The 22,032-nt window shown below is 71.6% G+C and carries 15 protein-coding genes; 12 read left to right on the forward strand and 3 right to left on the reverse strand.

Annotation, left to right across the window (positions count from 1 at the left end; translation table 11 throughout):
• The first annotated feature begins 40 nt into the window (after nt 1-40).
• The 5 genes from IG78_RS0127915 to IG78_RS0127940 all read left to right on the forward strand — a co-directional run bounded on the left by IG78_RS0127915 (nt 41) and on the right by IG78_RS0127940 (nt 6,469).
• Nucleotides 41-2,101, forward strand: coding sequence for a phosphocholine-specific phospholipase C (locus IG78_RS0127915; protein ID WP_030568019.1), 2,061 nt, complete (start codon nt 41-43; stop codon nt 2,099-2,101).
• Between the two features lie 273 nt (nt 2,102-2,374).
• Complete coding sequence (locus tag IG78_RS0127925; RefSeq protein ID WP_037686545.1) at nt 2,375-4,618, forward strand: MMPL family transporter; 2,244 nt, start codon at nt 2,375-2,377, stop codon at nt 4,616-4,618.
• Between the two features lie 65 nt (nt 4,619-4,683).
• Nucleotides 4,684-5,295: a GNAT family N-acetyltransferase gene (locus IG78_RS0127930; protein ID WP_051852992.1), complete on the forward strand. Its 612-nt coding sequence runs from the start codon at nt 4,684-4,686 to the stop codon at nt 5,293-5,295.
• A 66-nt stretch (nt 5,296-5,361) separates the two neighbouring features.
• Nucleotides 5,362-6,063, forward strand: a complete 702-nt coding sequence (locus tag IG78_RS0127935; RefSeq protein WP_030568024.1) for a hypothetical protein — start codon at nt 5,362-5,364, stop codon at nt 6,061-6,063.
• A 226-nt stretch (nt 6,064-6,289) separates the two neighbouring features.
• On the forward strand, nt 6,290-6,469 hold the full coding sequence (locus IG78_RS0127940) for a hypothetical protein (RefSeq protein ID WP_030568026.1): 180 nt from the start codon (nt 6,290-6,292) through the stop codon (nt 6,467-6,469).
• On the opposite strand, the gene IG78_RS49455 is transcribed toward IG78_RS0127940, so the two are convergent.
• Complete coding sequence (locus IG78_RS49455) at nt 6,453-6,734, reverse strand: hypothetical protein (protein WP_157855885.1); 282 nt, start codon at nt 6,732-6,734, stop codon at nt 6,453-6,455. The genes IG78_RS0127940 and IG78_RS49455 overlap by 17 nt on opposite strands.
• On the opposite strand from IG78_RS49455, the gene IG78_RS0127945 reads away from it, so the two are divergent.
• Nucleotides 6,733-9,849 carry a helix-turn-helix transcriptional regulator gene (locus IG78_RS0127945; protein WP_030568028.1) on the forward strand — a complete coding sequence of 1,039 codons (3,117 nt, stop codon included), beginning with the start codon at nt 6,733-6,735 and terminating at the stop codon, nt 9,847-9,849. The two genes, IG78_RS49455 and IG78_RS0127945, sit on opposite strands and share 2 nt — an antisense overlap.
• A 265-nt stretch (nt 9,850-10,114) precedes the next feature.
• A complete protein-coding gene (locus tag IG78_RS42770) occupies nt 10,115-10,351 on the forward strand; it encodes a DUF6191 domain-containing protein (RefSeq protein ID WP_037686546.1) in 237 nt (78 codons plus the stop codon).
• A 36-nt stretch (nt 10,352-10,387) separates the two neighbouring features.
• Here IG78_RS42770 and IG78_RS0127955 read toward each other — a convergent pair whose 3' ends face one another.
• The gene (locus IG78_RS0127955; RefSeq protein ID WP_030568030.1) at nt 10,388-11,542 is read right to left on the reverse strand and encodes a PQQ-dependent sugar dehydrogenase; all 1,155 of its coding nucleotides are present in this window, start codon (nt 11,540-11,542) and stop codon (nt 10,388-10,390) included.
• 258 nt (nt 11,543-11,800) lie between these two features.
• Entirely contained in the window at nt 11,801-12,811 is a 1,011-nt protein-coding gene (locus IG78_RS0127960) for an aldo/keto reductase (RefSeq protein WP_030568032.1), read from the reverse strand.
• A 106-nt stretch (nt 12,812-12,917) separates the two neighbouring features.
• Here IG78_RS0127960 and IG78_RS0127965 point away from each other — a divergent pair, with 106 nt between their 5' ends.
• From IG78_RS0127965 to ilvC, 5 genes are all read left to right on the forward strand, one after another.
• Nucleotides 12,918-13,868 (forward strand): 2-hydroxyacid dehydrogenase, encoded by a 951-nt coding sequence (locus IG78_RS0127965; protein ID WP_199813317.1) that lies wholly within the window; start codon nt 12,918-12,920, stop codon nt 13,866-13,868.
• A gap of 619 nt (nt 13,869-14,487) precedes the next feature.
• A complete protein-coding gene (locus IG78_RS51665; protein WP_037686555.1) occupies nt 14,488-17,784 on the forward strand; it encodes an EAL domain-containing protein in 3,297 nt (1,098 codons plus the stop codon).
• A 241-nt stretch (nt 17,785-18,025) separates the two neighbouring features.
• Nucleotides 18,026-19,897, forward strand: coding sequence for an acetolactate synthase large subunit (locus IG78_RS0127975; protein ID WP_030568039.1), 1,872 nt, complete (start codon nt 18,026-18,028; stop codon nt 19,895-19,897).
• Nucleotides 19,898-19,942: 45 nt separating this feature from the next.
• Nucleotides 19,943-20,467: an acetolactate synthase small subunit gene (gene ilvN / locus IG78_RS0127980; RefSeq protein WP_030568041.1), complete on the forward strand. Its 525-nt coding sequence runs from the start codon at nt 19,943-19,945 to the stop codon at nt 20,465-20,467.
• Between the two features lie 218 nt (nt 20,468-20,685).
• Nucleotides 20,686-21,684 carry a ketol-acid reductoisomerase gene (gene ilvC, locus IG78_RS0127985; protein WP_030568043.1) on the forward strand — a complete coding sequence of 333 codons (999 nt, stop codon included), beginning with the start codon at nt 20,686-20,688 and terminating at the stop codon, nt 21,682-21,684.
• Nucleotides 21,685-22,032 lie beyond the last annotated feature (348 nt).

A 22,032-nucleotide genomic window follows, 5' to 3' on the forward strand; every position in this document is an offset into this window, starting at 1 on the left:
CGACTGGAGGTTGGGCGTGGCGGAGATATCGCGCAGGCGAATGATGGCTGTGGGCGGTGGTGCTCTCGGGGCCGCCGCGGTGGGGTCCTTCCTGCCCCCGTCCCTCCAGGAGGCGCTCGCCAGGACGCCGCCGAAGGGCGGGCTCGGCGCGATCGAGCACGTGGTGATCCTGATGCAGGAGAACCGGTCCTTCGACCACTACTTCGGGTCCCTGCGCGGCGTGCGCGGCTTCTCCGACCGCAACGCCCTGCGACTTCCCAGCGGCAGAAGCGTCTTCGAGCAGCCCGCCGGACCGCGCACCGTGCTGCCCTTCCCGGTCCGCGAGGCCGCCGCCGCGCAGCGCAAGGACATCCAGTACATCGGCGCCCTCGACCACTCCTGGAGCGGCGGAGCCAAGGCCTGGCACGACGGCTGGATGGACGGCTGGGTCACCGCCAAGACCGCGGCCACGATGGCGTACTACACGCGCGAGGACATCCCGCTGCACTACGAGCTCGCCGACACCTTCACCGTCTGCGACGCCTACCACTCCTCCATCCACACCTCCACCAGCCCCAACCGCAACCACCTGTGGAGCGGCAAGACAGGCTTCGAGGCGAACGGCAAGCGGGCCGTCGACAACGACGCGTACGACGAGGGCAGGCACCCCGGGTACGGCTGGAGCACCTACGCGGAGCGCCTGGAGAAGGCCGGGGTGAGCTGGCAGACGTACACCGAGTGGGAGAACTTCACCGACAACCAGATCGAGTTCTTCGCCACCTTCAAGGCCATCGCGCGCAAGGTCCTCGCCAGGACCGGCCACACCTATATGGAGGCCTTCTACGCCAAGGTCCGCGACGCCAAGGACGAGGCGGAGCGCGGCAGGCTGCTCGCCGCGCTCGACGACGGCGTGAAGACGTTGAGCAGGCGCGAGCGGTCCCTGTTCGAGCGGGGCCTGCGCCGGGTGCCCACCGGCAAGCTGGCCGAGACGTTCGCCGCCGACGTCGCGGACGGAAAGCTCCCCCGGGTCAGCTATCTGGTGCCGTCCGCCCTGGACTCCGAGCACCCCTCGGTGTCCTCGCCCGTCCACAGCGCCACCATCGTCTACAAGATCCTCGACGCGCTCGCCTCGCACCCCGAGGTGTGGCGGCGTACCGCCGTCTTCATCAACTACGACGAGAACGACGGCTTCTTCGACCATGTGCCGCCGCCCGTGCCCGCGGCGGGCAACCAGGAGGAGTACTGGGAGGGACGGCCGACCGGCCTCGGCGCCCGGGTGCCGATGCTCGTCGTGTCGCCGTGGACCGTCGGCGGCTATGTGTGCTCCGAGGTCTTCGACCACACCTCCGTCGTGCGCTTCCTGGAGAAGTGGACGGGCGTGCGCGAGCCCAACATCGGCGACTGGCGCCGCACCGTCGCCGGCGACCTCACCAGTGCCTTCGACTTCCACCGCGGATACCGCCAGCCGGAGGTGGAGCAGCCCGGCGAGATCCCGGTGTTCAGCGGCCGCTGGCAGCCGAAGCCGCCGGAGAAGCAGTCGATGCCGGTCCAGGAGCCGGGGCTGCGCCGGGCCCGCCCGCTGCCGTACCAGCCGGATGCCGACCTCAAGCGGGCCAAGGACGGCACCCTGAAGGTGCGCCTGCGCAACGGCGGCCGCCGCAGCGCGCACTTCGCGCTGTACCCGTACGCGGCGGAGTTCCCCGTACCGCAGCATCAGGACGTGGCGCACGAGGGCTCCTGGGCCCTGCCCGAGAAGAGTGACGCCTACCACTTCACCGTCACCGGGCCGAACGGATTCCGCCGCGAATTCGTAGGACAGCGGGAAGGCGCGGCGGCACTCTCCTCGGCGATCACCCGGCGCGAGATCCACCTCACGCTGGCCAACCGTGGCAAGGCGCCGCTGGTCTTCACGGTCCGGCCGCTCGGCTATGTGGAGGAGGCGGACGTCCGGCGGCGGACCCGCACGGTACGGATCAAGGCGGGCAGCAGCCGCACCATCGCCTGGGCGACCGGTGACGAGCGCGGCTGGTACGACATCGAGGTGACCGCCGAGGGCGACAAGGGCTTCAGGCGCCGTCTGATGGGACACATCGAGAACGGGCGCGCGAGCGTATCGGGCTGATCTCCCGGGGCGCGCGACACGCCTTGTGACCTTGTGAGTAAGGACACGAAAGGGACCAAGGATCTCCACGGGCTGTCAAAGTGTCTGCGCATGGGTCATGTCCACTTCGGTGAAGATCGCGGCATAAGCGAAGATCTTCATGAAGATCGCGGCATAAGTGAATATCACGACCCATTTCCCCGCTCATGTTTCTCCTGCGTTCTTCACGGGCCAATCCGACGCTTCCCCGGTTGCTCCCGCTGAAGATCCGCGAATCACCCAGGGAGCCAGTTCGTGGCAGCACTAGCCCGGTGGTGCGTCCGGCACCGCCTTGTCGCCGTACTGCTCTGGCTCCTCGCCCTCGGCTCCACCGCCGCCGCTGCCGCCGCGGTCGGCTCCGCCTACTCGAACAACTACGAAGTTCCGGGTACGGAGTCCGACCGCGCGTCCCGGCTCCTGGCCGAGGGCTTCCCCGACCTCGGCGGGGACGGTGACCTCGTCGTCTGGCACACCGGCACGGACCAGTCGGTGCGTGCCGCCGCCGTCGAGCAGACCATGACCGAGACCCTCGACCGGATCGCGGAGCTGCCCGGGATCGCGTCCGTCGCCAGCCCCTACGCGGACGGGGGCGCGGACGGGGGCGCGGACGGTGCCGGGGGCGCCGCCCGGATCAGCGCGGACGGCCGCACCGCCTACGCCACCGTCACCTTCCGCGAACAGCTCGACTCGGTCGAACCGGCACAGGCCAAGGCCCTCGTCGACACCGCGAGGTCGGCCGCGACCGACGGTCTCGACGTCGAGCTCGGCGGCGGCGCGATCGGCCTCACCGAGACCAAGAGCGCCAAGACCGCCGAGATCGTCGGCGTGGCCGTCGCCGCGGTCGTCCTCTTCCTCGCCTTCGGCTCCCTGGCCGCCTCGCTCCTGCCCATCGCGACGGCGGTCGTCTCCGTCGGCACGGCGTACGCGGGCATCGTGCTGCTCGGGCACGTCATGACGGTCGCGGACTTCGCCCCGATGCTCGGCACCCTCATCGGGCTCGGCGTCGGCATCGACTACGCCCTGTTCATAGTGACCCGGCACCGCAAGGGCCTCAAACGCGGCCTGCCGGTGGCCGAGGCGGCCGAAAGGGCCGTCGCCACCACCGGCCGAGCCGTGGTCTTCGCGGGCGCCACCGTATGCATCGCCCTGCTCGGCATGCTGATCCTGCGCCTGAGCTTCCTCAACGGCGTCGCCATCGCGGCGTCGCTCACCGTGATCCTGACCGTCGCCGCGTCCGTGACGCTGCTCCCCGCGCTGCTCTCCTTCATCGGCCCGCGCGCCCTCAGCCGCCGCGAGCGGCGCAGGCTCGCCGAGCGCGGCCCCGAACCCGAGGTGCCGACCGGGCTCGCGGCCCGCTGGTCGGCGTTCGTGGAGCGGCATCCGAAGGCGCTCGGCGGGCTCGCCGTCGCCGTGATGGCGCTGCTCGCCGTGCCCACCTTCTCCCTTCACCTCGGCACCTCCGACCAGGGCAACAACCCGTCCGCCGCCACCACCCGGCAGGCCTACGACCTCCTCGCCGCCGGCTTCGGCCCCGGCGTGAACGGCCCCCTCACCCTCGTCACCGAGATCAACGGCGCCGCGGACCGTCTCGCCCTCGACAACCTCGGCGCCACCCTGAAGTCCACGCCGGGCGTCGACTCCGTGAGCCCCGTGACGTACGCGGGCGGCGACGGCGCGGCCTTCCTCACCGTCGTGCCGGACTCGGCGCCGCAGTCGCAGCGGACCAGCGACCTCGTCGACCAACTGCGCTCCGACGTGCTGCCCCGGGCCGAGACCGGCACCTCACTCGATGTGCACGTGGGCGGTGTGACCGCGGGCTACGACGACTTCGCGGAGATCATCGTCGGCAAGCTCCCGCTGTTCGTCGGCGTCGTGATCGGCCTCGGCTGTGTCCTGCTGCTGCTCGCGTTCCGCTCCGTAGGTATCCCGCTCAAGGCGGCCGTGATGAACGTGGCGGCCGTGGCGGCGTCGTTCGGGGTCGTCGTCGCGGTGTTCCAGTGGGGCTGGGGGAGCGAGCTGATGGGGCTCGGCAGGGCTGGACCGATCGAGCCCTTCCTCCCTGTGATCATGGTGTCGGTCCTCTTCGGCCTGTCCATGGACTACCAGGTGTTCCTGGTCAGCCGGATGTACGAGGAGTGGCTGGAGACCGGTGACAACCGCGTCGCGGTCCGGGTGGGCCTCGCCGAGACCAGCCGCGTCATCAACTCCGCGGCCGTGATCATGATTTCGGTCTTCCTCGCGTTCGTGCTCAGCGGGGACCGGGTGATCGCGATGTTCGGCATCGCCCTCGCGGCAGCCGTGGCCCTCGACGCCTTCGTACTGCGTACGCTCCTGGTCCCGGCCCTGATGCATCTGCTCGGCGGCGCCAACTGGTGGCTCCCCGAGCGCCTGGACCGCTGGCTGCCGCGCATCAGTATCGAGGTGCCCGAAACCCGGCCGCGTGCGAGGATCCCCGGGCGGCGCGATCGGCAGGACGAACCCTCGCGCCTGTCGATGTGACCGTCGAGCGGCACGGGGGCGCCCGGTAGGGCGCGCGGGCGTGCCGGAACGCGTGAGGAGCGGGGATGTTCGCGATATCCGTGGGAGAAGGGGCCGAGCTGCGGCCCATCGAGCCCTGGCAGGCCGAGGAGCTCCTGGCCCATGTGGAGCGGGCGCGCGAGTACGCGGGCCCCTGGGTCCCGTTCACCGTGAAGGTCACGGACCTGGAGTCGGCGCGGGCCCACCTTCAGCACTTCGCCGAACGGCAGGCCGCGGACACCGGCCGCTTCTACGGCATCTGGCTCGACGGCACGCTGGTGGGCGGGGTGCTGTTCCGCATCTTCGACACCGTCAGCGAGTCGTGCGAGGTCGGCGTGTGGCTGGAGCCGTCCGCCGCGGGCCGCGGCCTGATCACCAACGCCACGCGCGTCATCGTCGACTGGGCGGTCGACCAGCGCGGCATGCACCGCGTGGAGTGGCTGGCGTCCTCGCGCAACGAACGCAGCAAGAACCTGGCGAAGCGGCTCGGCTTCGTGCGGGACGGGGTGCTGCGGGAGAGCTTCCCCTGGCAGGGGATCCGGCACGACATGGAGGTGTGGTCGGTGCTCGCGCCGGAGTGGCGGGCGGCTCGGGCTGCTCGGGAGGCCGAAGAGGCTCAGGGGACCCCGGGGGCCGAGGGGGCTCGGTCGCCGCGTTAAGGCGGTTCTCAGAATGGGGCGGTCGCGGTAAGGGAGTTCTCAGACTCCGTCCGTACGGTGCGGGGCATGGGAACCAAGGCAGTTGACGAGACCGCGGACACCTCTGAGGCCGACGTGAAGGTCGGCGCCGAGGAGGCCCGCGAGGCGGGCGCGCAGGACGCCGCGGAGGGCGACGGCAAGGCGTCACCCGTGCGTGCGGGTGGGGTCGACGGAGCCGATGGGGTCACTGGGACGGACGCCGCCGATGACGCCGCCGATGGCGCCGATGGCGCCGACGGGGTCGATGGCGGGCTCGATGGCGAGGTCGATGACGACGACGTGGACGACGACGTGGACGACGTGGTGGCCGGTGCCGGTACGTCGGCCGCCGCGTCCGCCGGGGTCGGCCAGGGCGCCGGTGCCGTGGTCGCCGCGGGCCTCGGCGTCGTCGGTCTCTCCGGCGGCTGGCTCGGCACCGTCGCGTCCGCGCGCGAGTCCCTCATCGGCCAGCTCAAGACCTCGCAGAGCGCGAGCGTGGCCGACCAGGTCCAGCAGGTGTACGGCGACTCCTGGAAGACGACCGCGCTGATCGGCGGGTTCTTCGCGCTCGCGGCCCTGGTGGTCGGCGTCGGCGTGCTGCTGCGCCCGGCGTTCGGCGACCCGCAGCGGGTACAGGCTCCGTGGATCAAGTCGGTGGCGTGGGGCGGTGTCGCGCTCGGCGTGATCGGTCTCGTCCTCGCGACAGCGAAGTACACCGACCTGCTGCTCGGGCTCCCGTCGACGAGTTGACGGAAACCGCCGTACCCTAAGGACCCCGACCCCGGCCCCGACCCCCGGCCCCGGCACCTCAGACCCCGAGGACCGGGGCCTAAGGCTGTGCGGCCCCACCCCTAAGGCCCCCGCCCGCCCCAAGATGCGGCAGGCTCCCGATGTGTCGCACCCCCCTCACGGACGACAGTGGACCCATCGCAGCAAGCGATCACGGAACACACCACAGAGAAACCAGGGGAACGACATGTTCGAGTACGAACTGCACCAGATCCGCACCGCCGAGCTGGCCCGGCAGGCCCAGCGCGACCGCCTCGTACGGGAGGCACGCCGGGCCCGCCGTGCCTCCCGCCGCAATGGCGGCCACGAAGCCGGGGGGCGGGTGAGCGCGACGCGGGTAGTGGACCGCTTCACGCGCGCGGCATGACGACCGCGGGGGTGTCGTCGGGGACGCGACCGGGGACACGGCCGGGGGCGCCGTCGGGTGTGCCGCGTACGGCACCTGACGGCACCCCGGCCCAGGCCCAGGCTCCGGCTCCGGCTCCGGCCCCGGCTCCGGTCCCGGCCCAGGCTCCGGCCCCGGCCCCGGCTCCGGTCCCGGCCCAGGCTTCGGCCCCGGCCCCGGCTCCGGATCCCGCCCCCGATTCGCCCGCCGGAAAACGCGCTGCCGTGAAGCCGCAGGTCTGTGCCATGCTCACGACCGTGGAAACCAGGTCCGTCAGCCCGGTGTTCGTCGGCCGAGCCGGCGAACTGGGCGCACTCAACGACGCGCTCGCCCGCGCCGCAGCCCCTACCGCGGGCCCGGCCGGCGAGCCGCAGGCATTGCTGATCGGTGGGGAGGCGGGCGTCGGCAAGACCCGCCTCCTCGAGGAGTTCGCCGCCGGGGCCTGCGCCCGCGGGGCGATCGTCGCCGTCGGCGGCTGTGTGGAGATCGGCGCCGACGGGCTGCCCTTCGCCCCGTTCTCGACGGCCCTGCGCACGCTGCGCCAGAAGCTGCCCGAGCAGTTCGCCGCCGCCGCGTCCGGCCAGGAGGAGGAACTGGCCCGGCTGTTGCCCGAACTGTGCGACGGGTTCCCGCGCCCCGGCACCGGCGGCCGGCACGGCGAGGAGGCCATGGCCCGCCTCTTCGAGCTGACCGCCCGTCTCCTGGAGGCGGCAGCCGCCGAACACACCGTCGTCCTCGCCATCGAGGACCTGCACTGGGCTGACGCCTCCACCCGCCACCTCCTGTCGTACCTCTTCCGCACGCTGCGCCGCGGCCGCCTCGTCGTCCTCGCCACCTACCGCGCCGACGACGTCCACCGCCGCCACCCCCTGCGCCCCCTGCTCGCCGAACTCGACCGACTGCGCACGGTCCGCCGCGTCGAGGTGGGCCGGTTCAACCGCGACGAGGTCGGCCGGCAAATGGCGGGCATCCTCGCGGCCGAGCCCCGACCGTCCCTGGTGGACGACATCTTCGAGCGCTCCGACGGCAACGCCTTCTTCGTCGAGGAACTCGCCGTCGCCTCGCACGGCGGCAGTTGCGCGGGCCTCACCGACTCGCTGCGCGACCTGCTTCTCGTACGCGTGGAGGAACTGCCCGAGAACGCCCAGCGGGTGGCGCGCATCGTCGCCGAGGGCGGCTCGACCGTCGAGTACGGCCTGCTCGCCGAGGTCGCGCAGCTCAGCGAGGACGACCTGCTCGACGCGTTGCGGGACGCCGTCGGCGCCAACATCCTGATCCCCTCGCGCGACGGGGGCGGCTACCGCTTCCGGCACTCCCTCGTCCGCGAGGCCGTCGGTGACGACCTGCTGCCCGGCGAGCGCTCCCGCATCAACCGCCGCTTCGCCACCGCCCTGGAGGCCGACCCCACGCTTGTCGCCCCCGACCAGCGCGCCACCCGCCTCGCCAGCTACTGGTACCACGCCCACGACGCCGCCAAGGCCCTGCCCGCCGTCCTCAACGCCTCCGTCGAGGCCCGCCGCAGGCACGCCTACGCCGAGCAACTACGGCTCCTGGAACGCGCGATGGAGATCTGGGACGGCGCCCCCGACGACGTCCGTGTCCAGCTCCGCCCCGTCGACTACACCGAGGTCTACCCGCCGTGCGGCTGCGACCCCGAGACCACACCGCTGCGCTATCTGGACCTGATGGCGGAGGCCGCCGTCGCCGGTCGTCTTTGCGGCGAGCGCGAACGCGCCCTGAAGATCACCAAGCGGGCGCTGCGGATCCTGGAGGACGAGCCCGACGAGCCGGACGCGCTGCGCGCCGCCTGGTTCTGGGTGCAGCGGTCCCGGCTCGTGCAGAGCCTCGCCCGCGGCGACGGCTGGAAGGAGCTCGCCACCGCCCAGGACCTGGTGCGCGGCCTCCCGCCTTCGGTCGTGCACGCCGAGGTGCTCGCCGTGGTCGCCGGCTGGTGGATGCTCCACGAGCCGGGGCCCGAGGCCTTCGCCGCCGCCGAACAGGCCTTGGAGTACGCGCGCATGGTCGGCGCCCGCGACATCGAACTGACCGCCCGCCTCACCCTCGGCGGCCTGATGGTCGACGCGGGCGACATCGACGCCGGTTTCGCCGAGCTGTTCGACGTCCGGGAGCAGGTCGTCGCGAGCGGCAGCATCGGCCAGCTCGGCCGCACCTACATCAACCTGCCCTCCGCACTCGAAGGCGCGGGGCGCTCCCGTGAGGCCGCCGAGCTCCTTGACGAGGGCGTCCAGCTCGCCCAGCGGTACGGGCTCCTTGAGGCCGAGCCCTGGATGTGGGCCAACCACGCCGAGTCGCTCTACGCCCTCGGCCGCTGGCAGGAGGCCGTCGAGTCGGCCCGCCGCGCCGGACTGAGCGCCAAGCCGCGCGGCAGCGCCTGTCTGCGCCTGGCCCATCTGGCGCTGGCCCGCGGTGACACAGCCGAGGCGGGCGGGCGGCTCGCCGAGGCCCGCAAGCACTTCGGCACCCACGTTCCGACACCGCAGAACTCACTGCCGCTGCACCGGGTCGCCATCGGTGTCGCCGCGGGCGAGGGCCGCATCCTCGACGCCCGTGCCGAGCTTGAACAGGCCGTCGCCGAAGGCTTCCCGCCCGGCACCCAGCGCTACGGCTGGCCGCTGCTTCTCGCCGCCGCGACCGCTGAGGCCGACGCCCGCGGTCTGGCCGTCGCCGAGCCCGGGCGCGCCGACACCCTGCGCCTCATCCGCTCCACCGCCAAGGCGCTGCCCGCGAACGTTCCCGTCTGGCAGGCGTACGAACTCTGGGTACGCGCCGAACTCCTGCGTGCCGAAGGTCGCACCACCCCCGAGGACTGGCTGGCGGTCCTCACCGCCACCGGTCCCCTGGAGCGGCCCTACGACCTCGCCCGGGTGCGCCACCGGCTCGCGGAGTCGCTGCTTGCGACTGCGTCGGGCTCCGCGTCGGGCTCCGCGTCGGGCTCCGCGTCGGGCTCCGCGTCGGGCTCCGCCTCCGGCGGGGGTGACGCCGACCGCGACCGGGCCGCGGAACTGCTCCGGCAGGCCGGTGCCGTCGCCGAGCACCTGGGCGCCCGGCCCCTTTCCGAGGCCGTTGCCCGGCTCGCCCGGCGGGCCCGCCTCTCCCTCACCGGCGCGCCGCCGCCCATGCCCGCCGACCCCGTCGAGGCGCTCGGCCTCACCTCCCGTGAGCGGGACGTCCTGCGTCTGGTCGCCGCGGGTCGCACCAACCGCCAGATCGCCGAGGAACTCTTCATCTCCCCGAAGACCGCGAGCGTCCACGTCTCCAACATCCTCGCCAAACTCGGCGTATCCGGCCGCGGCGAAGCCGCGGCCCTCGCCCACCGCCTCCAACTCTTCCGTGCCCCGTAGGGACGCCCCGTCAGGGGCGCGGGGAACTGCGCGACCAGCCACGGTCAAGCCGCAGACGCGTCTGCCGAGTGAGCAGGCAGACGGGTCTGCGGCTGTTCTTGGGCTGAGCGCGCAGTTCCCCGCGCCCCTGACGGGCGCCCTCGCGGCGGAGCCGCAGATCGAAACAGCCCCGCGCCCCTGACGGGGCGCCGCACCGCGGCCCGTTTCCCGCGGGCTCGCTTACGCTAGGAAGGGCAGGACCCACCGTCCGGCCTTTGGAGGCGCAGTGTTCAACGTGTTCGAGCAGCTCTTCGCGCCGGGGCGCAAACACACGGACGACGAGAACAAACGCCTCGAACTGTCCAGGGTCGACGTCGACGACGGCGACCCTGGCCGCGGCCCGATCGACCTCACCTCCGGCACAGTCGTCGTCCGGGTACCCCGGCAGAGCACCACGGAGGACGCCGAGCCCCGGGAGGACGGCCCGGAGGAGCGGCACGATCCGGAAGACGGCGACGCATAGCCCTCCCAGCACAGCACAGCACAGCACAGCGCAGCGCTACTTCACCCGTACCTCCAAGATCTTGTCGTCGCCCTTCTCCGGCGTCCCCCGGGAATCCGTCTCGTTCGTGACCAGCCACAGCTTGTCGCCGCCCGCGGCGACCACCGTGCGAAGGCGGCCGTGCTTCTCGGTGAGGAAGGCCTCCGTCTCGGGCTCGCCGCTCACACCGCGTACGGGGATACGCCAGAGGCGCTGCCCGCGCAGGCCCGCCATCCAGACCGAGCCCTCGGCGTAGGCGATGCCGCTGGGCGAGGCCTCGGAGGTCTTCCACTGAGCAACCGGGGCGTGGAAGTCCCCCGAGTCGCCGTCGCCCTTGCCCTCGACCTCCGGCCAGCCGTAATTGTCGCCGGGCGTGATCTCGTTCAGCTCGTCCCAGGTGTCCTGGCCGAACTCCGCGGCCCACAGGCGCTTGTCCTCGTCCCAGTCCAGGCCCTGGACGTTGCGGTGGCCGTACGAATACACGGGGGAGTTGCCGAAGGGGTTGTCCGGGGCGGGCTCGCCGTCCGGGGTCAGGCGGAGGATCTTGCCGCCGAGAGACTTCTTGTCCTGTGCGAGGTCCGTCTCGCCGGTCTCGCCCGTGCCCGCGTACAGCATCTTGTCCGGTCCGAAGGCGATCCGGCCGCCGTTGTGGATCACACCCTTGGGGATGCCCTTGAACACCGTGTCGGGAGCGCCGAGTTGCTGTCCGGAGGGCTTCTTCTCGTCGTACAGCATCCGGGCGATGCGGTTGTCGGACTCGGTGGTGAAGTACGCGTACACCTGGTGGTCGGAGGCGTACGTCGGGGAGAGCGCGAGGCCCATCAGGCCGCCCTCACCGGCGGCCGCGACCCCGGGGACCGAGCCGACCTTCGTCTTCTTGCCGGTCCCGCCGTCGACACGGGTGATCGTGCCCTCGTCGCGCGAGGACACCAGGAGATCGCCGCCGGGCAGCGGGGCCAGGCCCCAGGGGGACTTCAGGTCCGTGGCGAGCGTCTTGGTGACCTCGGCCGAGCCCTTCTCCGGTGGTGCCCCGGCACCGTCACCCGGGCTTTCACCCGAAGGGGACGCCCCGGACTCGGCGGAGCCGGACTCCGCGCTCTTGCCGCTCCAGGGCCCGTCGCCGTCGTCGTCGGACGAGCATCCGGTGGCCAGGAGCGCGGCGACGGCCAACACAGCGGTGACGGCGGCACGTTGTGAACGGCGGACACGGTGGGTAAGGACAGAACTCAGCACGGTCAGGATCCCTTCGACGCGGCGCTTCTCCTGTTCATACACCGCAGCCGCCCCTCAGGTTCCCCACCACCGCGCCCAATTTGGATCCGCAATTCCGATCCGCCCGCGATCCGCTCCCGGATCGGCCCCGTGCGCCCCCGGTCGGCTCAGCGAAACGGCAACGGAGTGTCCGGGCACCGTGCGCCGGCGCCGCCGACCTCAGTCCCACGACCCCCGTGCCGGCGGCAACGCCGCGAGCTCCGCCCAGTCCTCGGCCGTGAGCCGAAGCCCCGCCGCAGCCGCGTTCTCCCGTGCCCACCGCTCCCGCTTGGCTCCGGGCACCGGCACCACCTGCGGCCCCTGCCCCAGCACCCACGCGAGGGCCACCTGCGCGGGAGTCGCGCCGTGCCGTTCGGCCACCCGGCGCAGGCCCACCACGAGCGGCTGGTTGGCGGCCATCATCTCGGCGGTGAACCGGGGGTGCCTGGCCCGCAGATCGTCCGGCTCGAAGCCCTGCCCCGGAGTCAGCGTGCCGGTGAGGAAACCGTTCCCCAGCGGCATCGCCGCGAGCAGCCCCACGCCGCGCGCGGCGCACCACGGGAGCAGTGACTCCAGTGCCTCCGGAGACCACACCGAGAGCTCGGCCTGCACCGCCGTCACCGGAAAGACCTGCTGGACGCGTTCCAACTGCCGGATCGTCGCGTCGTACAGGCCGGCGCGCGCCCCGGCGCGCTGTCCTGCCCTGCGGCCCGCCCGCGCCCCCACCGCGCACAGCCCGAGCGCCCGCACCTTGCCGGCCGTCACCAGGTCGGCCATCGCACCCCATGTCTCCTCGACCGGCACTTCGGGGTCGGCGCGGTGCAACTGGTAGAGGTCGATGGTGTCGGTCTGCAGGCGCCGCAACGAGGCGTGGCAGGCCCGTTTCACATAGCCGGGGCGGCCGTTGGCGACGATGTGCTGCTCACCGACGAGCAGTCCGCACTTCGTCGACACGAAGGCCTCCGCGCGGCGCTCCTTGAGGACGCGGCCGAGCAGCAGCTCATTGGTGAAAGGGCCGTACATGTCCGCCGTGTCCAGGAGCGAGGAGCCGAGGTCGAGCGCCGCGTGCACGGTCCGCAGCGAGTCGTCGCCGCGCTGCCGCGAGCCGGTGTACGCCCAGTGCATCGGCATACAGCCGAGTCCGACGGCACCCACCCCGAGCGCCCCGGCGCCGATCGTCCTGCGCTCCACCTGGCCGTACCCTCCCCTGTCCGGTGATCTTCGTCCGGGCGGCCCCCAACGTAACCTCTGCGCCCGCGCGCGCCGCGTGCGGCCTGTGCGCACTAGCCTCCTGACCATGACGACAGACGTGTGGCTGCCAGTGGAACCATCCGACGTGGACGGGCTGCCCGACGCCTCCGCAGCGGGCCTGACCTACCGCTTCTGGAACGGCGGCGCGGACTACCCCGCCGACCCCGCCGACTGTGTCTTCTACGGCGTTCCGTACCTGATCGACCCCGAGATCTGCGTACGCCCGCTGTCCAGGATGACCTCACTGCGCGTAGTACAGACGCAGACGGCGGGCGTCGACCACGTGCTGCCCGCGGTGCAGAGGCTCGCTCCGGGAGTGAGTCTGTGCAACGCCCGCGGGGTGCACGAGGCGAGCACCGCCGAACTGGCGCTGACGCTGACACTCGCCTCCTTGCGGGGCATTCCGCGCTTCGTGGAGGGGCAGCGGGTGCAGGAGTGGCGACAGGGGTTCTATCCTGCGCTCGCCGACAAGTCCGTTCTCATCGTCGGCTACGGAGCGATCGGTTCGGCGATCGAGGACCGGCTCGCGGGTTTTGAGTGTGCGCGGGTGGCGCGCGTCGCGCGCTCCGAGCGCACAACGGAGCGCGGTCTGGTGCACCCGCTCGCCGAGTTGCCTCGACTGCTGTCCGAAAGCGACGTCGTCATCCTGTCCACGCCCCTCACCGAAGGGACTCGTGGCCTGGTCAACGCCGGTTTCCTGGGCCATATGAAGGACGGCGCACTCCTTGTCAACGTGGCCCGCGGTCCGGTGGTCGACACCAAGGCGCTCCTCGCCGAACTGGAGACCGGCCGCATCACCGCCGCCCTGGACGTGACCGACCCGGAACCGCTGCCTCCGGGGCACCCGCTGTGGCAGGCCCCCGGCGTCCTCATCAGTCCGCACGTCGGCGGTCCCACCTCGGCTTTCGCCCCACGGACCAGGCGCCTCCTGGCCGCTCAGGTGAACCGCTACGCCGCCGGAGAACCCCTCGCCAACGTCGTCCTGACCACCTCATAGCCAAGGGGCGCGGAAACGGTGGGGACCGGTTTCCGTACGCTCCGCAGCCGCCCGCGTGCGCCGCGTGTCTGTATTGACGCCGACAGTCACGCAGAGTAGAGCGACCCTGTCCCTGAGTGACGAGACTGGTGTATCGTCCCCGGCAAGGGGCTGCGCCGGGACATCGTCCGGCGCTGGGGATTGAGCAACAGAACTGCGTAGGGGGGCGACGGGCGATGCACGGCCTATGGGTGAACGATCCGACGCGGCGGGACGACCGCCGACGACTCTCGCGCACACCGACCCGCAGACACCGGCCACGTGTCCGGCGCCGTCACCTCCTGTGCCGGTCCGGCCGACGGGACACACACCCGCAGAGCCGGCGACCGCCGGGCGCGGGCGGAGTGCTCGGCCACGGAGCGTGCCCGAGCGTGCCGCCTGCGAACTCACCGTGTGCGTCCCGCCGAAGGACCGCAAGGCGGATCAACGCCTACCGTACGGTGAGCCCGCCCTGCCGCGGCCCCGCACCGCGCCGCGCCACCACACCGGCCTTCGCGGCGACCCTCGCGCAAACCTTCGTACGGACCTTCGCACGGAGCGGAGCGGGTCGGTGAGCGGGCAGTCGGTCTCCGTGACCGTCATGGAGAGCGGACTCAGGTCGCCGCTGCCGGCGCCGGGGACGCCGATGGCCCGACGCCCGGCCCCCGGTGCCGGCGGCGGACTCCTCTCGCAGGTCATGCTCCTGTTCGTCTGCGGCGCGTACGCCACCGGATCCGCGCTCGGCTGGGGCTCGGACCGACTCGCGCTCATCATGGGCGACTTCGGCCTCAGCGCCGCCGCCGCGACCGCCGCCGTCTCCTGCTTCCGGTACTCCCGCACCCGGCGCAGCCGCTTTCGGCCCGCATGGCTGCTGTTCGCGCTCTCCTCCGCGATGGCGGCCTGCGGCAACGGCGTCTGGGGATGGTACGAGGTCGTCCTCGGCAAGCCCGTGCCCAGCCCGGGCTACGCGGACCTGTTCTTCCTGTGCTTCGCGCCGCCCGCCATCATCGGGCTGCTTGTCCTCGCCAAGCGGCCGGTCACCAGGGCCGGCTGGGTGTGCCTCGGACTCGACGCCTGGCTCATCGGCGGCTCGCTGCTCACCCTGTCGTGGAGCCTCGCCCTCGCGCACAACGCGCAGTTCGAAGGCCCGAGCGTCGCGCACGCCGCCCTGTCGCTCGCGTATCCGCTCCTGGACATCGCGCTCGTCAGCATGGTCCTCGCGCTGCACTTCAAGCGCTCGTCGGCGAACCGCACGGCCGTGAACACCGCAGTCGGCGCCCTCGCCCTCACGGTGATGTGCGACGCGCTGTTCACCTCGCCGCTGCTGCACTCCAGCTACCGCTCGGGACAGCTCCTCGACGCAGGCTGGTTCGCGGGCTCACTGCTGCTCGCGTACGCGCCATGGGCGACGTCCGGGCACACCCGCGGCGGCGAGAGCACCACGCGCCAGGCATACCGGACGTACGCGCAGGAACGCCTCCGGGACGTACGGGTCCGAGGGCTCACCGACGTACGGGGCCGCGAGCTCGCCCCCGGCCGCGACCGTGACATCCCGGGCGGACGCGGCCATGAGATCTCGGACGGACGCGGCCATGACACCCCGGACGGACGCGGCCGTGATGTCACGGGCGGACACAGCCGCGACATGCCCACCGGGCTCCCCACCGCCATGCCCACCGGACGCGGCCGCGAGCACGACGGACGTGGCGCGCGGCCGGGCGAGCGGCAGAGCGAACGCCCGGCGGAGCACGGCGACGGCCGCGGACGGTACGCGACCACCCGGCCCATCGCCGGATCGCTCGCCGCCCTCACGCCCTACCTGGCCGCCGCCGTCTGCACGCTGGGGATCCTCTACAACGTCCTCAACGGCCGCAGCGTCGACGAGGTGGTACTGCTCACGGCAGGCACGGTCGTCCTCGCCCTCGTCGTGCGCCAGGGCATCATGCTGCTCGACAACATCACGCTCACCCAGGAACTGGCCCAGAAGGAGAACCACTTCCGCTCCCTGGTGCAGGGGTCGAGTGACGTCATCATGATCGCCGCGCCGAGCGGCATCCTGCGGTACGTCAGCCCCGCCGCCGCCGGAGTCTACGGCCGCGAGGCCGACGAACTCATCGGCTCCGAACTCGCCACGCTCATCCACCCGGAGGACCTCGGCCGCGTCGTCCACGAGGTGCGGCGCTTCCTCACCGCCAACCCGGTGGAGGAGCCGACGACCCGCATCGAGTGCCGCTTCAAGTCCGGCACCGGCGACTGGCTGAACGTGGAGTCCACGGTCAACCGACACCACGGCGGCCTCATCTTCAACAGCCGTGACGTCACCGAACGCGTCCGCCTGCAAGCCCAGTTGCAGCACAACGCCGAGCACGACCCCCTCACCGACCTGCCCAACCGGGCACTCTTCACCCGCCGGGTCGCCGCCGCGCTCGGCGGTCGCAGAGTCACCGACCGGGGCACGGCGGTCCTCTTCATCGACCTCGACGGATTCAAGGCCGTCAACGACACGATCGGGCACCAGGCGGGCGACGAGCTGCTCATCCAGGCCGCTCAGCGCCTCCAGGAGGCCGTCCGCACCTCGGACACCGCGTCCCGGCTCGGCGGTGACGAGTTCGCCGCCCTCATCGTCGGCGACGGCACCCGCGACCAGGCCGCGCGCGAGAAGCACATCTTCGAGCTCGCCGACCGGCTGCGGATCCGGCTCTCCCAGCCCTATGAGATCGGCGGCAACGACGTCCGGGTCGCCGCGTCCATCGGCGTAGCCTTCGCCGAACCGGGCGTCGGCGCGGGCGAGCTGCTCCGCAACGCCGACCTCGCGATGTACCGCGCGAAAGCCGCGGGCAAGGGCCGCGTCGAGTTGTACGCGCCCCAGATGCAGGCCGACGTCGCCCGCAAGGCGGAACTGGCGACCCGGCTGCGCAGCGCCCTGCACGACGGCGAGTTCGTGCTGCTCCACCAGCCCGTGGTCTCCCTGGAGACAGGCAGGATCACCTCGGTCGCCGCCCAGGCCCGCTGGCGCTCGGCCCAGGGCATCCTTTTCACGCCCGCCGAGTTCCTGCGCACCGCGGACGGCGGCGACCGCGCCGCCGAGCTCGGCCGCTGGCTCTTCGAGGAAGCCGTGAAGCAGGCGGCCGAGCGCGGCAGGACCGGCCACGCCGTGCCCGTCAGCGTGCGGGTCAGCGCGCGCCGTCTGGTGGACCGCTCGCTGCCGCTCGGCTCCGTCGAAGCGCTGCTGACCCGGCACGGCCTGCCCTCCGGCGGCCTCATCATCGAGCTGGCGGACAGCGACCCGAGCGTCCCCCTGGACGATCTGGAGCGCCGTCTCGCGTCCTTGCGGAGACTCGGCGTCCGCATCGCGCTCGACGGCTTCGGCAGCGGCTGCGCGGCGATCGGCGCGCTGCGCAGGCTCCCCGTCGACGTACTCAAACTCGACCGCGGACTCGTCGAGGGCGTCGTGGAGTCCGCGCGTCTGCACAAGATCACGTCCGGGCTGCTGCGGATCGCGGGCGACCTCGGCCTCCGCTCGGTGGCGGAGGGCGTCGATCTGCCCGAGCAGGTCACGGCCCTGCGCGGGATGGGCTGCACGCACGGCCAGGGCATGGCGTTCTCGGGACCGCTCGACGAGTACCGGCTGCGGCGCGCTCTGACGGTGGCGGAATATCCCATTCCGGTTGGTCCCGTCGGGGCCGTCCGGGTGGGCGCGTCCCTGGCCGAAAGCGTGGGCTACCGCGACGGTGCACCGATCCTCAAGGCGGCCTCGGTAGCGTACGGAGAGTCGGCGGCGCAGTTCGTCGGGCCCACCACGGCCTTCGGTGGCGCGGGCACCTGCGTGGCTGGGTCGGCGGCCGGTTCCACGTCCTACGCGCGCTCACATAATGAGACGCCCGTCCCACCTACTTGACAGGTGTGGCGGGCCGGAGGGAAGGTCAGAGCCATGCGCACCCGAATTCTCGTACTTGGAAAGCGCGTCGGCTGAAGCTGGGACGCCCCGGTCCGGACACCGGAGACCACCAGCGACCGCACCCGGCGCGCTCCCCTCGCTTGCCTCACGGCACGAGGGGTTTTTTGTTGCACCGGAACCTGCCAAACCCTGGCAAAAACCCCGCGACACCCCCGCAAAGACCCTCAGCTTCGAGAAGAGAATGCCGATGACCGAGCAGGCCACCGGGGCCCATCCGCAGCCGCGGCCCCGATCCTCTGGACCGCAGTCCGCCCCCGTCGAGCACGTCACGGGCGCGCAGTCCCTGATCCGTTCTCTCGAGGAAGTCGGGGCCGACACGGTGTTCGGCATTCCCGGGGGCGCGATCCTGCCCGCGTACGACCCGATGATGGACTCCACCCGGGTGCGGCACGTCCTGGTCCGCCACGAGCAGGGCGCGGGTCACGCGGCCACCGGGTACGCGCAGGCCACCGGCAAGGTCGGGGTGTGCATGGCGACCAGCGGCCCCGGTGCCACCAATCTGGTCACGCCCATCGCGGACGCCCACATGGACTCCGTCCCGCTCGTCGCGATCACCGGCCAGGTGGCCTCCAAGGCGATCGGCACCGACGCCTTCCAGGAAGCGGACATCGTCGGCATCACGATGCCGATCACCAAGCACAACTTCCTGGTCACCAAGGCGGAGGACATCCCGCGCACCATCGCGGAGGCCTTCCACATCGCGTCCACCGGGCGCCCGGGTCCGGTGCTTGTGGACATCGCCAAGGACGCGCTCCAGGCCCGCACCACCTTCTCCTGGCCGCCGCAGCAGGAGCTGCCCGGCTACCGCCCGGTGACCAAGCCGCACGCCAAGCAGATCCGCGAGGCCGCCAAGCTGATCACCGCCGCCAGGCGGCCGGTCCTGTACGTCGGCGGCGGCGTCATCAAGGCCGGGGCCACCGCCGAGCTGAAGGTCCTCGCCGAACTCACCGGGGCGCCCGTCACCACCACCCTGATGGCGCTCGGCGCGTTCCCCGACAGCCACCCGCTGCACGTGGGAATGCCGGGCATGCACGGAGCGGTCACCGCCGTCACCGCGCTGCAGAAGGCCGACCTGATCGTCGCCCTCGGAGCCCGCTTCGACGACCGCGTCACCGGCAAGCTGGACAGCTTCGCCCCGTACGCCAAGATCGTGCACGCCGACATCGATCCCGCCGAGATCGGCAAGAACCGCGCCGCGGACGTCCCGATCGTCGGTGACGCCCGCGAGGTCATCGCCGACCTCGTCCAGGCCATCCAGGCCGAGCACACGGCGGGCCACACCGGCGAGGCCGCCCGGTCCAGGTACGCAGCCTGGTGGACCGATCTGAACCGGTGGCGCGAGACGTACCCGCTCGGCTACGACCACCCGGACAACGGCCAGCTCTCGCCCCAGCAGGTCATCGAGCGGGTCGGCCAACTGGCGCCGGAGGGCACCATCTTCGCCGCGGGCGTCGGCCAGCACCAGATGTGGGCCGCGCACTTCATCCAGTACGAGCACCCCGCCACCTGGCTCAACTCCGGCGGCGCGGGGACCATGGGCTACGCGGTCCCCGCCGCGATGGGCGCCAAGGCCGGCCGGCCCGAGCGTACGGTCTGGGCGATCGACGGCGACGGCTGCTTCCAGATGACCAATCAGGAACTGACCACCTGCGCCCTGAACAACATCCCGATCAAGGTCGCCATCATCAACAACGGCGCGCTCGGGATGGTCCGCCAGTGGCAGGCGCTCTTCTACAACCAGCGCTACTCCAACACCGTGCTGCACAGCGGCCCGGACGCGGACGGCAAGCAGCCGAGCGCCGGCACCCGCATCCCGGACTTCGTGAAGCTGTCCGAGGCCATGGGCTGCTACGCGATCCGCTGTGAGGACCCGGCCGACCTCGACAAGGTCATCGAAGAGGCCAACGCCGTCAACGATCGCCCCGTCGTGATCGACTTCATCGTCCACGAGGACGCCCAGGTCTGGCCCATGGTCGCCGCCGGCACCTCCAACGACGAGGTCATGGCCGCCCGGGGTGTGCGCCCCGACTTCGGCGACAACGAAGACGACTGAGAGCCACCGAGAGCCCAGGAGAGGTACCACCCCGCCATGACGCCCATGTCCAAGCACACGCTCTCGGTCCTCGTCGAGAACACCCCCGGCATCCTCGCCAGGATCGCCGCCCTCTTCTCCCGCCGCGGCTTCAACATCGACTCCCTCGCCGTCGGCGTCACCGAGCACCCCGACATCTCCCGCATCACCATCGTCGTGAATGTCGAGGGCCTGCCGCTCGAACAGGTCACCAAGCAGCTCAACAAGCTGGTCAACGTCCTGAAGATCGTCGAACTCGAACAGGGCTCGGCCGTGCAGCGCGAACTCGTCCTCGCCAAGGTGCGCGCCGACAACGAGACCCGCTCGCAGATCGTCGAGATCGTCCAGTTGTTCCGCGCCAAGACCGTGGACGTCTCCCCGGAGGCCGTCACCATCGAGGCCACGGGCAGCAGCGACAAGCTGGAGGCCATGCTCAAGATGCTGGAGCCCTTCGGCATCAAGGAGCTGGTGCAGTCCGGCACCATCGCCATCGGCCGTGGCTCGCGCTCCATCACCGACCGCAGTCTGCGCGCGCTCGACCGCTCCGCGTGACCGCGCTCCACCGGACCGCGCCACACTGACCCTGTGCGTGCGGGAGCAGCACCTGGCTCCCGTTACGCGCCCGGGGCCGGTCCCGGACGGCGAGACGCTCCGGAACGGTGAGACGGTCCCGGACGGCGAGACGGTCCCGGATGGCGAGACCCGACAACTTCCCTCATCCAGCCCGCCGTACGGTGGGACGCAACACCAGCACACATAGGAGATTCCCAGTGGCCGAGCTGTTCTACGACGCCGACGCCGACCTGTCCATCATCCAGGGCCGCAAGGTCGCGGTCATCGGATACGGCAGCCAGGGCCACGCCCACGCCCTCTCGCTGCGCGACTCCGGTGTGGACGTGCGGGTCGGCCTGCACGAGGGCTCCAAGTCCAAGGCGAAGGCCGAGGAGCAGGGCCTGCGTGTGGTCACGCCGGCGGCGGCCGCCCAGGAGGCCGACGTCATCATGATCCTGGTCCCGGACCCGATCCAGGCCCAGGTCTACGAGGAGTCCATCAAGGACAACCTGAAGGACGGCGACGCGCTGTTCTTCGGTCACGGCCTGAACATCCGCTTCGGCTTCATCAAGCCCCCTCAGGGCGTCGATGTCGCCATGGTCGCCCCCAAGGGCCCGGGTCACCTGGTGCGCCGCCAGTACGAGGAGGGCCGTGGCGTCCCGTGTATCGCGGCGGTCGAGCAGGACGCCACGGGTAAGGGCTTCGAGCTGGCCCTGTCCTACGCCAAGGGCATCGGCGGCACCCGCGCGGGCGTCATCAAGACGACCTTCACCGAGGAGACCGAGACCGACCTCTTCGGCGAGCAGGCCGTGCTCTGCGGCGGCACCGCCGCCCTGGTCAAGGCCGGCTTCGAGACCCTGGTCGAGGCGGGCTACCAGCCGGAGATCGCCTACTTCGAGTGCCTGCACGAGCTGAAGCTCATCGTCGACCTGATGTACGAGGGCGGCCTGGAGAAGATGCGCTGGTCGGTCTCCGAGACCGCCGAGTGGGGCGACTACGTCACCGGCCCCCGCATCATCACCGACGCCACCAAGGCCGAGATGAAGAAGGTCCTCGCCGAGATCCAGGACGGCACCTTCGCCAAGAACTGGATGGACGAGTACCACGGCGGTCTGAAGAAGTACAACGAGTACAAGAAGCAGGACGAGGACAGCCTCCTGGAGTCCACCGGCAAGGAGCTGCGCAAGCTCATGTCGTGGGTCGACGACGAGGCGTAGGCCTTCGCGGCGCGGGTACGGTGCCGGGGTTGCCGGTGCCGTGTCCGCGCCGTCGTCGTGGGTTTCCGGGGCGCTGCCCCGGACCCGGCTCCTCGATCGCCGGAGGGGCTTGATCCTGCCGGGCCCGGGCTTGATCCTGCCAGGGCCGGGCCCGATCTCCCGCACTTCGCTTTGTCCGCGGTGGCCAGCCACGTCCGGGTGATCCTTCCGGTCAGGCGCAAGCGGGGCCCCGACGCGCCACTAGACTGCGCACCACATACGCGTCAGGCCCACAGCGTCGTGCGTCTTCCACGCGGCAAAGCGACACCGAGGAGGAGCAGGCACATCCCCGGTGCCGCTGCCCTCCAC

The organism is Streptomyces aureocirculatus, assembly GCF_000720475.1.
Taxonomy (GTDB): Bacteria; Actinomycetota; Actinomycetes; order Streptomycetales; family Streptomycetaceae; genus Streptomyces; species Streptomyces aureocirculatus.

Coding starts and splice junctions, on each gene's coding strand:
- IG78_RS0127945 (WP_030568028.1), top strand. CDS start 6,733: ATGCTCACGACCGTGGAAACCAGGTCCGTCAGCCCGGTGTTCGTCGGC.
- IG78_RS0127965 (WP_199813317.1), top strand. CDS start 12,918: ATGACGACAGACGTGTGGCTGCCAGTGGAACCATCCGACGTGGACGGG.
- ilvN (WP_030568041.1), top strand. CDS start 19,943: ATGTCCAAGCACACGCTCTCGGTCCTCGTCGAGAACACCCCCGGCATC.
- IG78_RS0127975 (WP_030568039.1), top strand. CDS start 18,026: ATGCCGATGACCGAGCAGGCCACCGGGGCCCATCCGCAGCCGCGGCCC.
- IG78_RS51665 (WP_037686555.1), top strand. CDS start 14,488: ATGGAGAGCGGACTCAGGTCGCCGCTGCCGGCGCCGGGGACGCCGATG.
- IG78_RS0127915 (WP_030568019.1), top strand. CDS start 41: ATGATGGCTGTGGGCGGTGGTGCTCTCGGGGCCGCCGCGGTGGGGTCC.
- IG78_RS49455 (WP_157855885.1), bottom strand. CDS start 6,734: ATGGCACAGACCTGCGGCTTCACGGCAGCGCGTTTTCCGGCGGGCGAA.
- IG78_RS0127930 (WP_051852992.1), top strand. CDS start 4,684: ATGTTCGCGATATCCGTGGGAGAAGGGGCCGAGCTGCGGCCCATCGAG.
- IG78_RS0127935 (WP_030568024.1), top strand. CDS start 5,362: ATGGGAACCAAGGCAGTTGACGAGACCGCGGACACCTCTGAGGCCGAC.
- IG78_RS0127940 (WP_030568026.1), top strand. CDS start 6,290: ATGTTCGAGTACGAACTGCACCAGATCCGCACCGCCGAGCTGGCCCGG.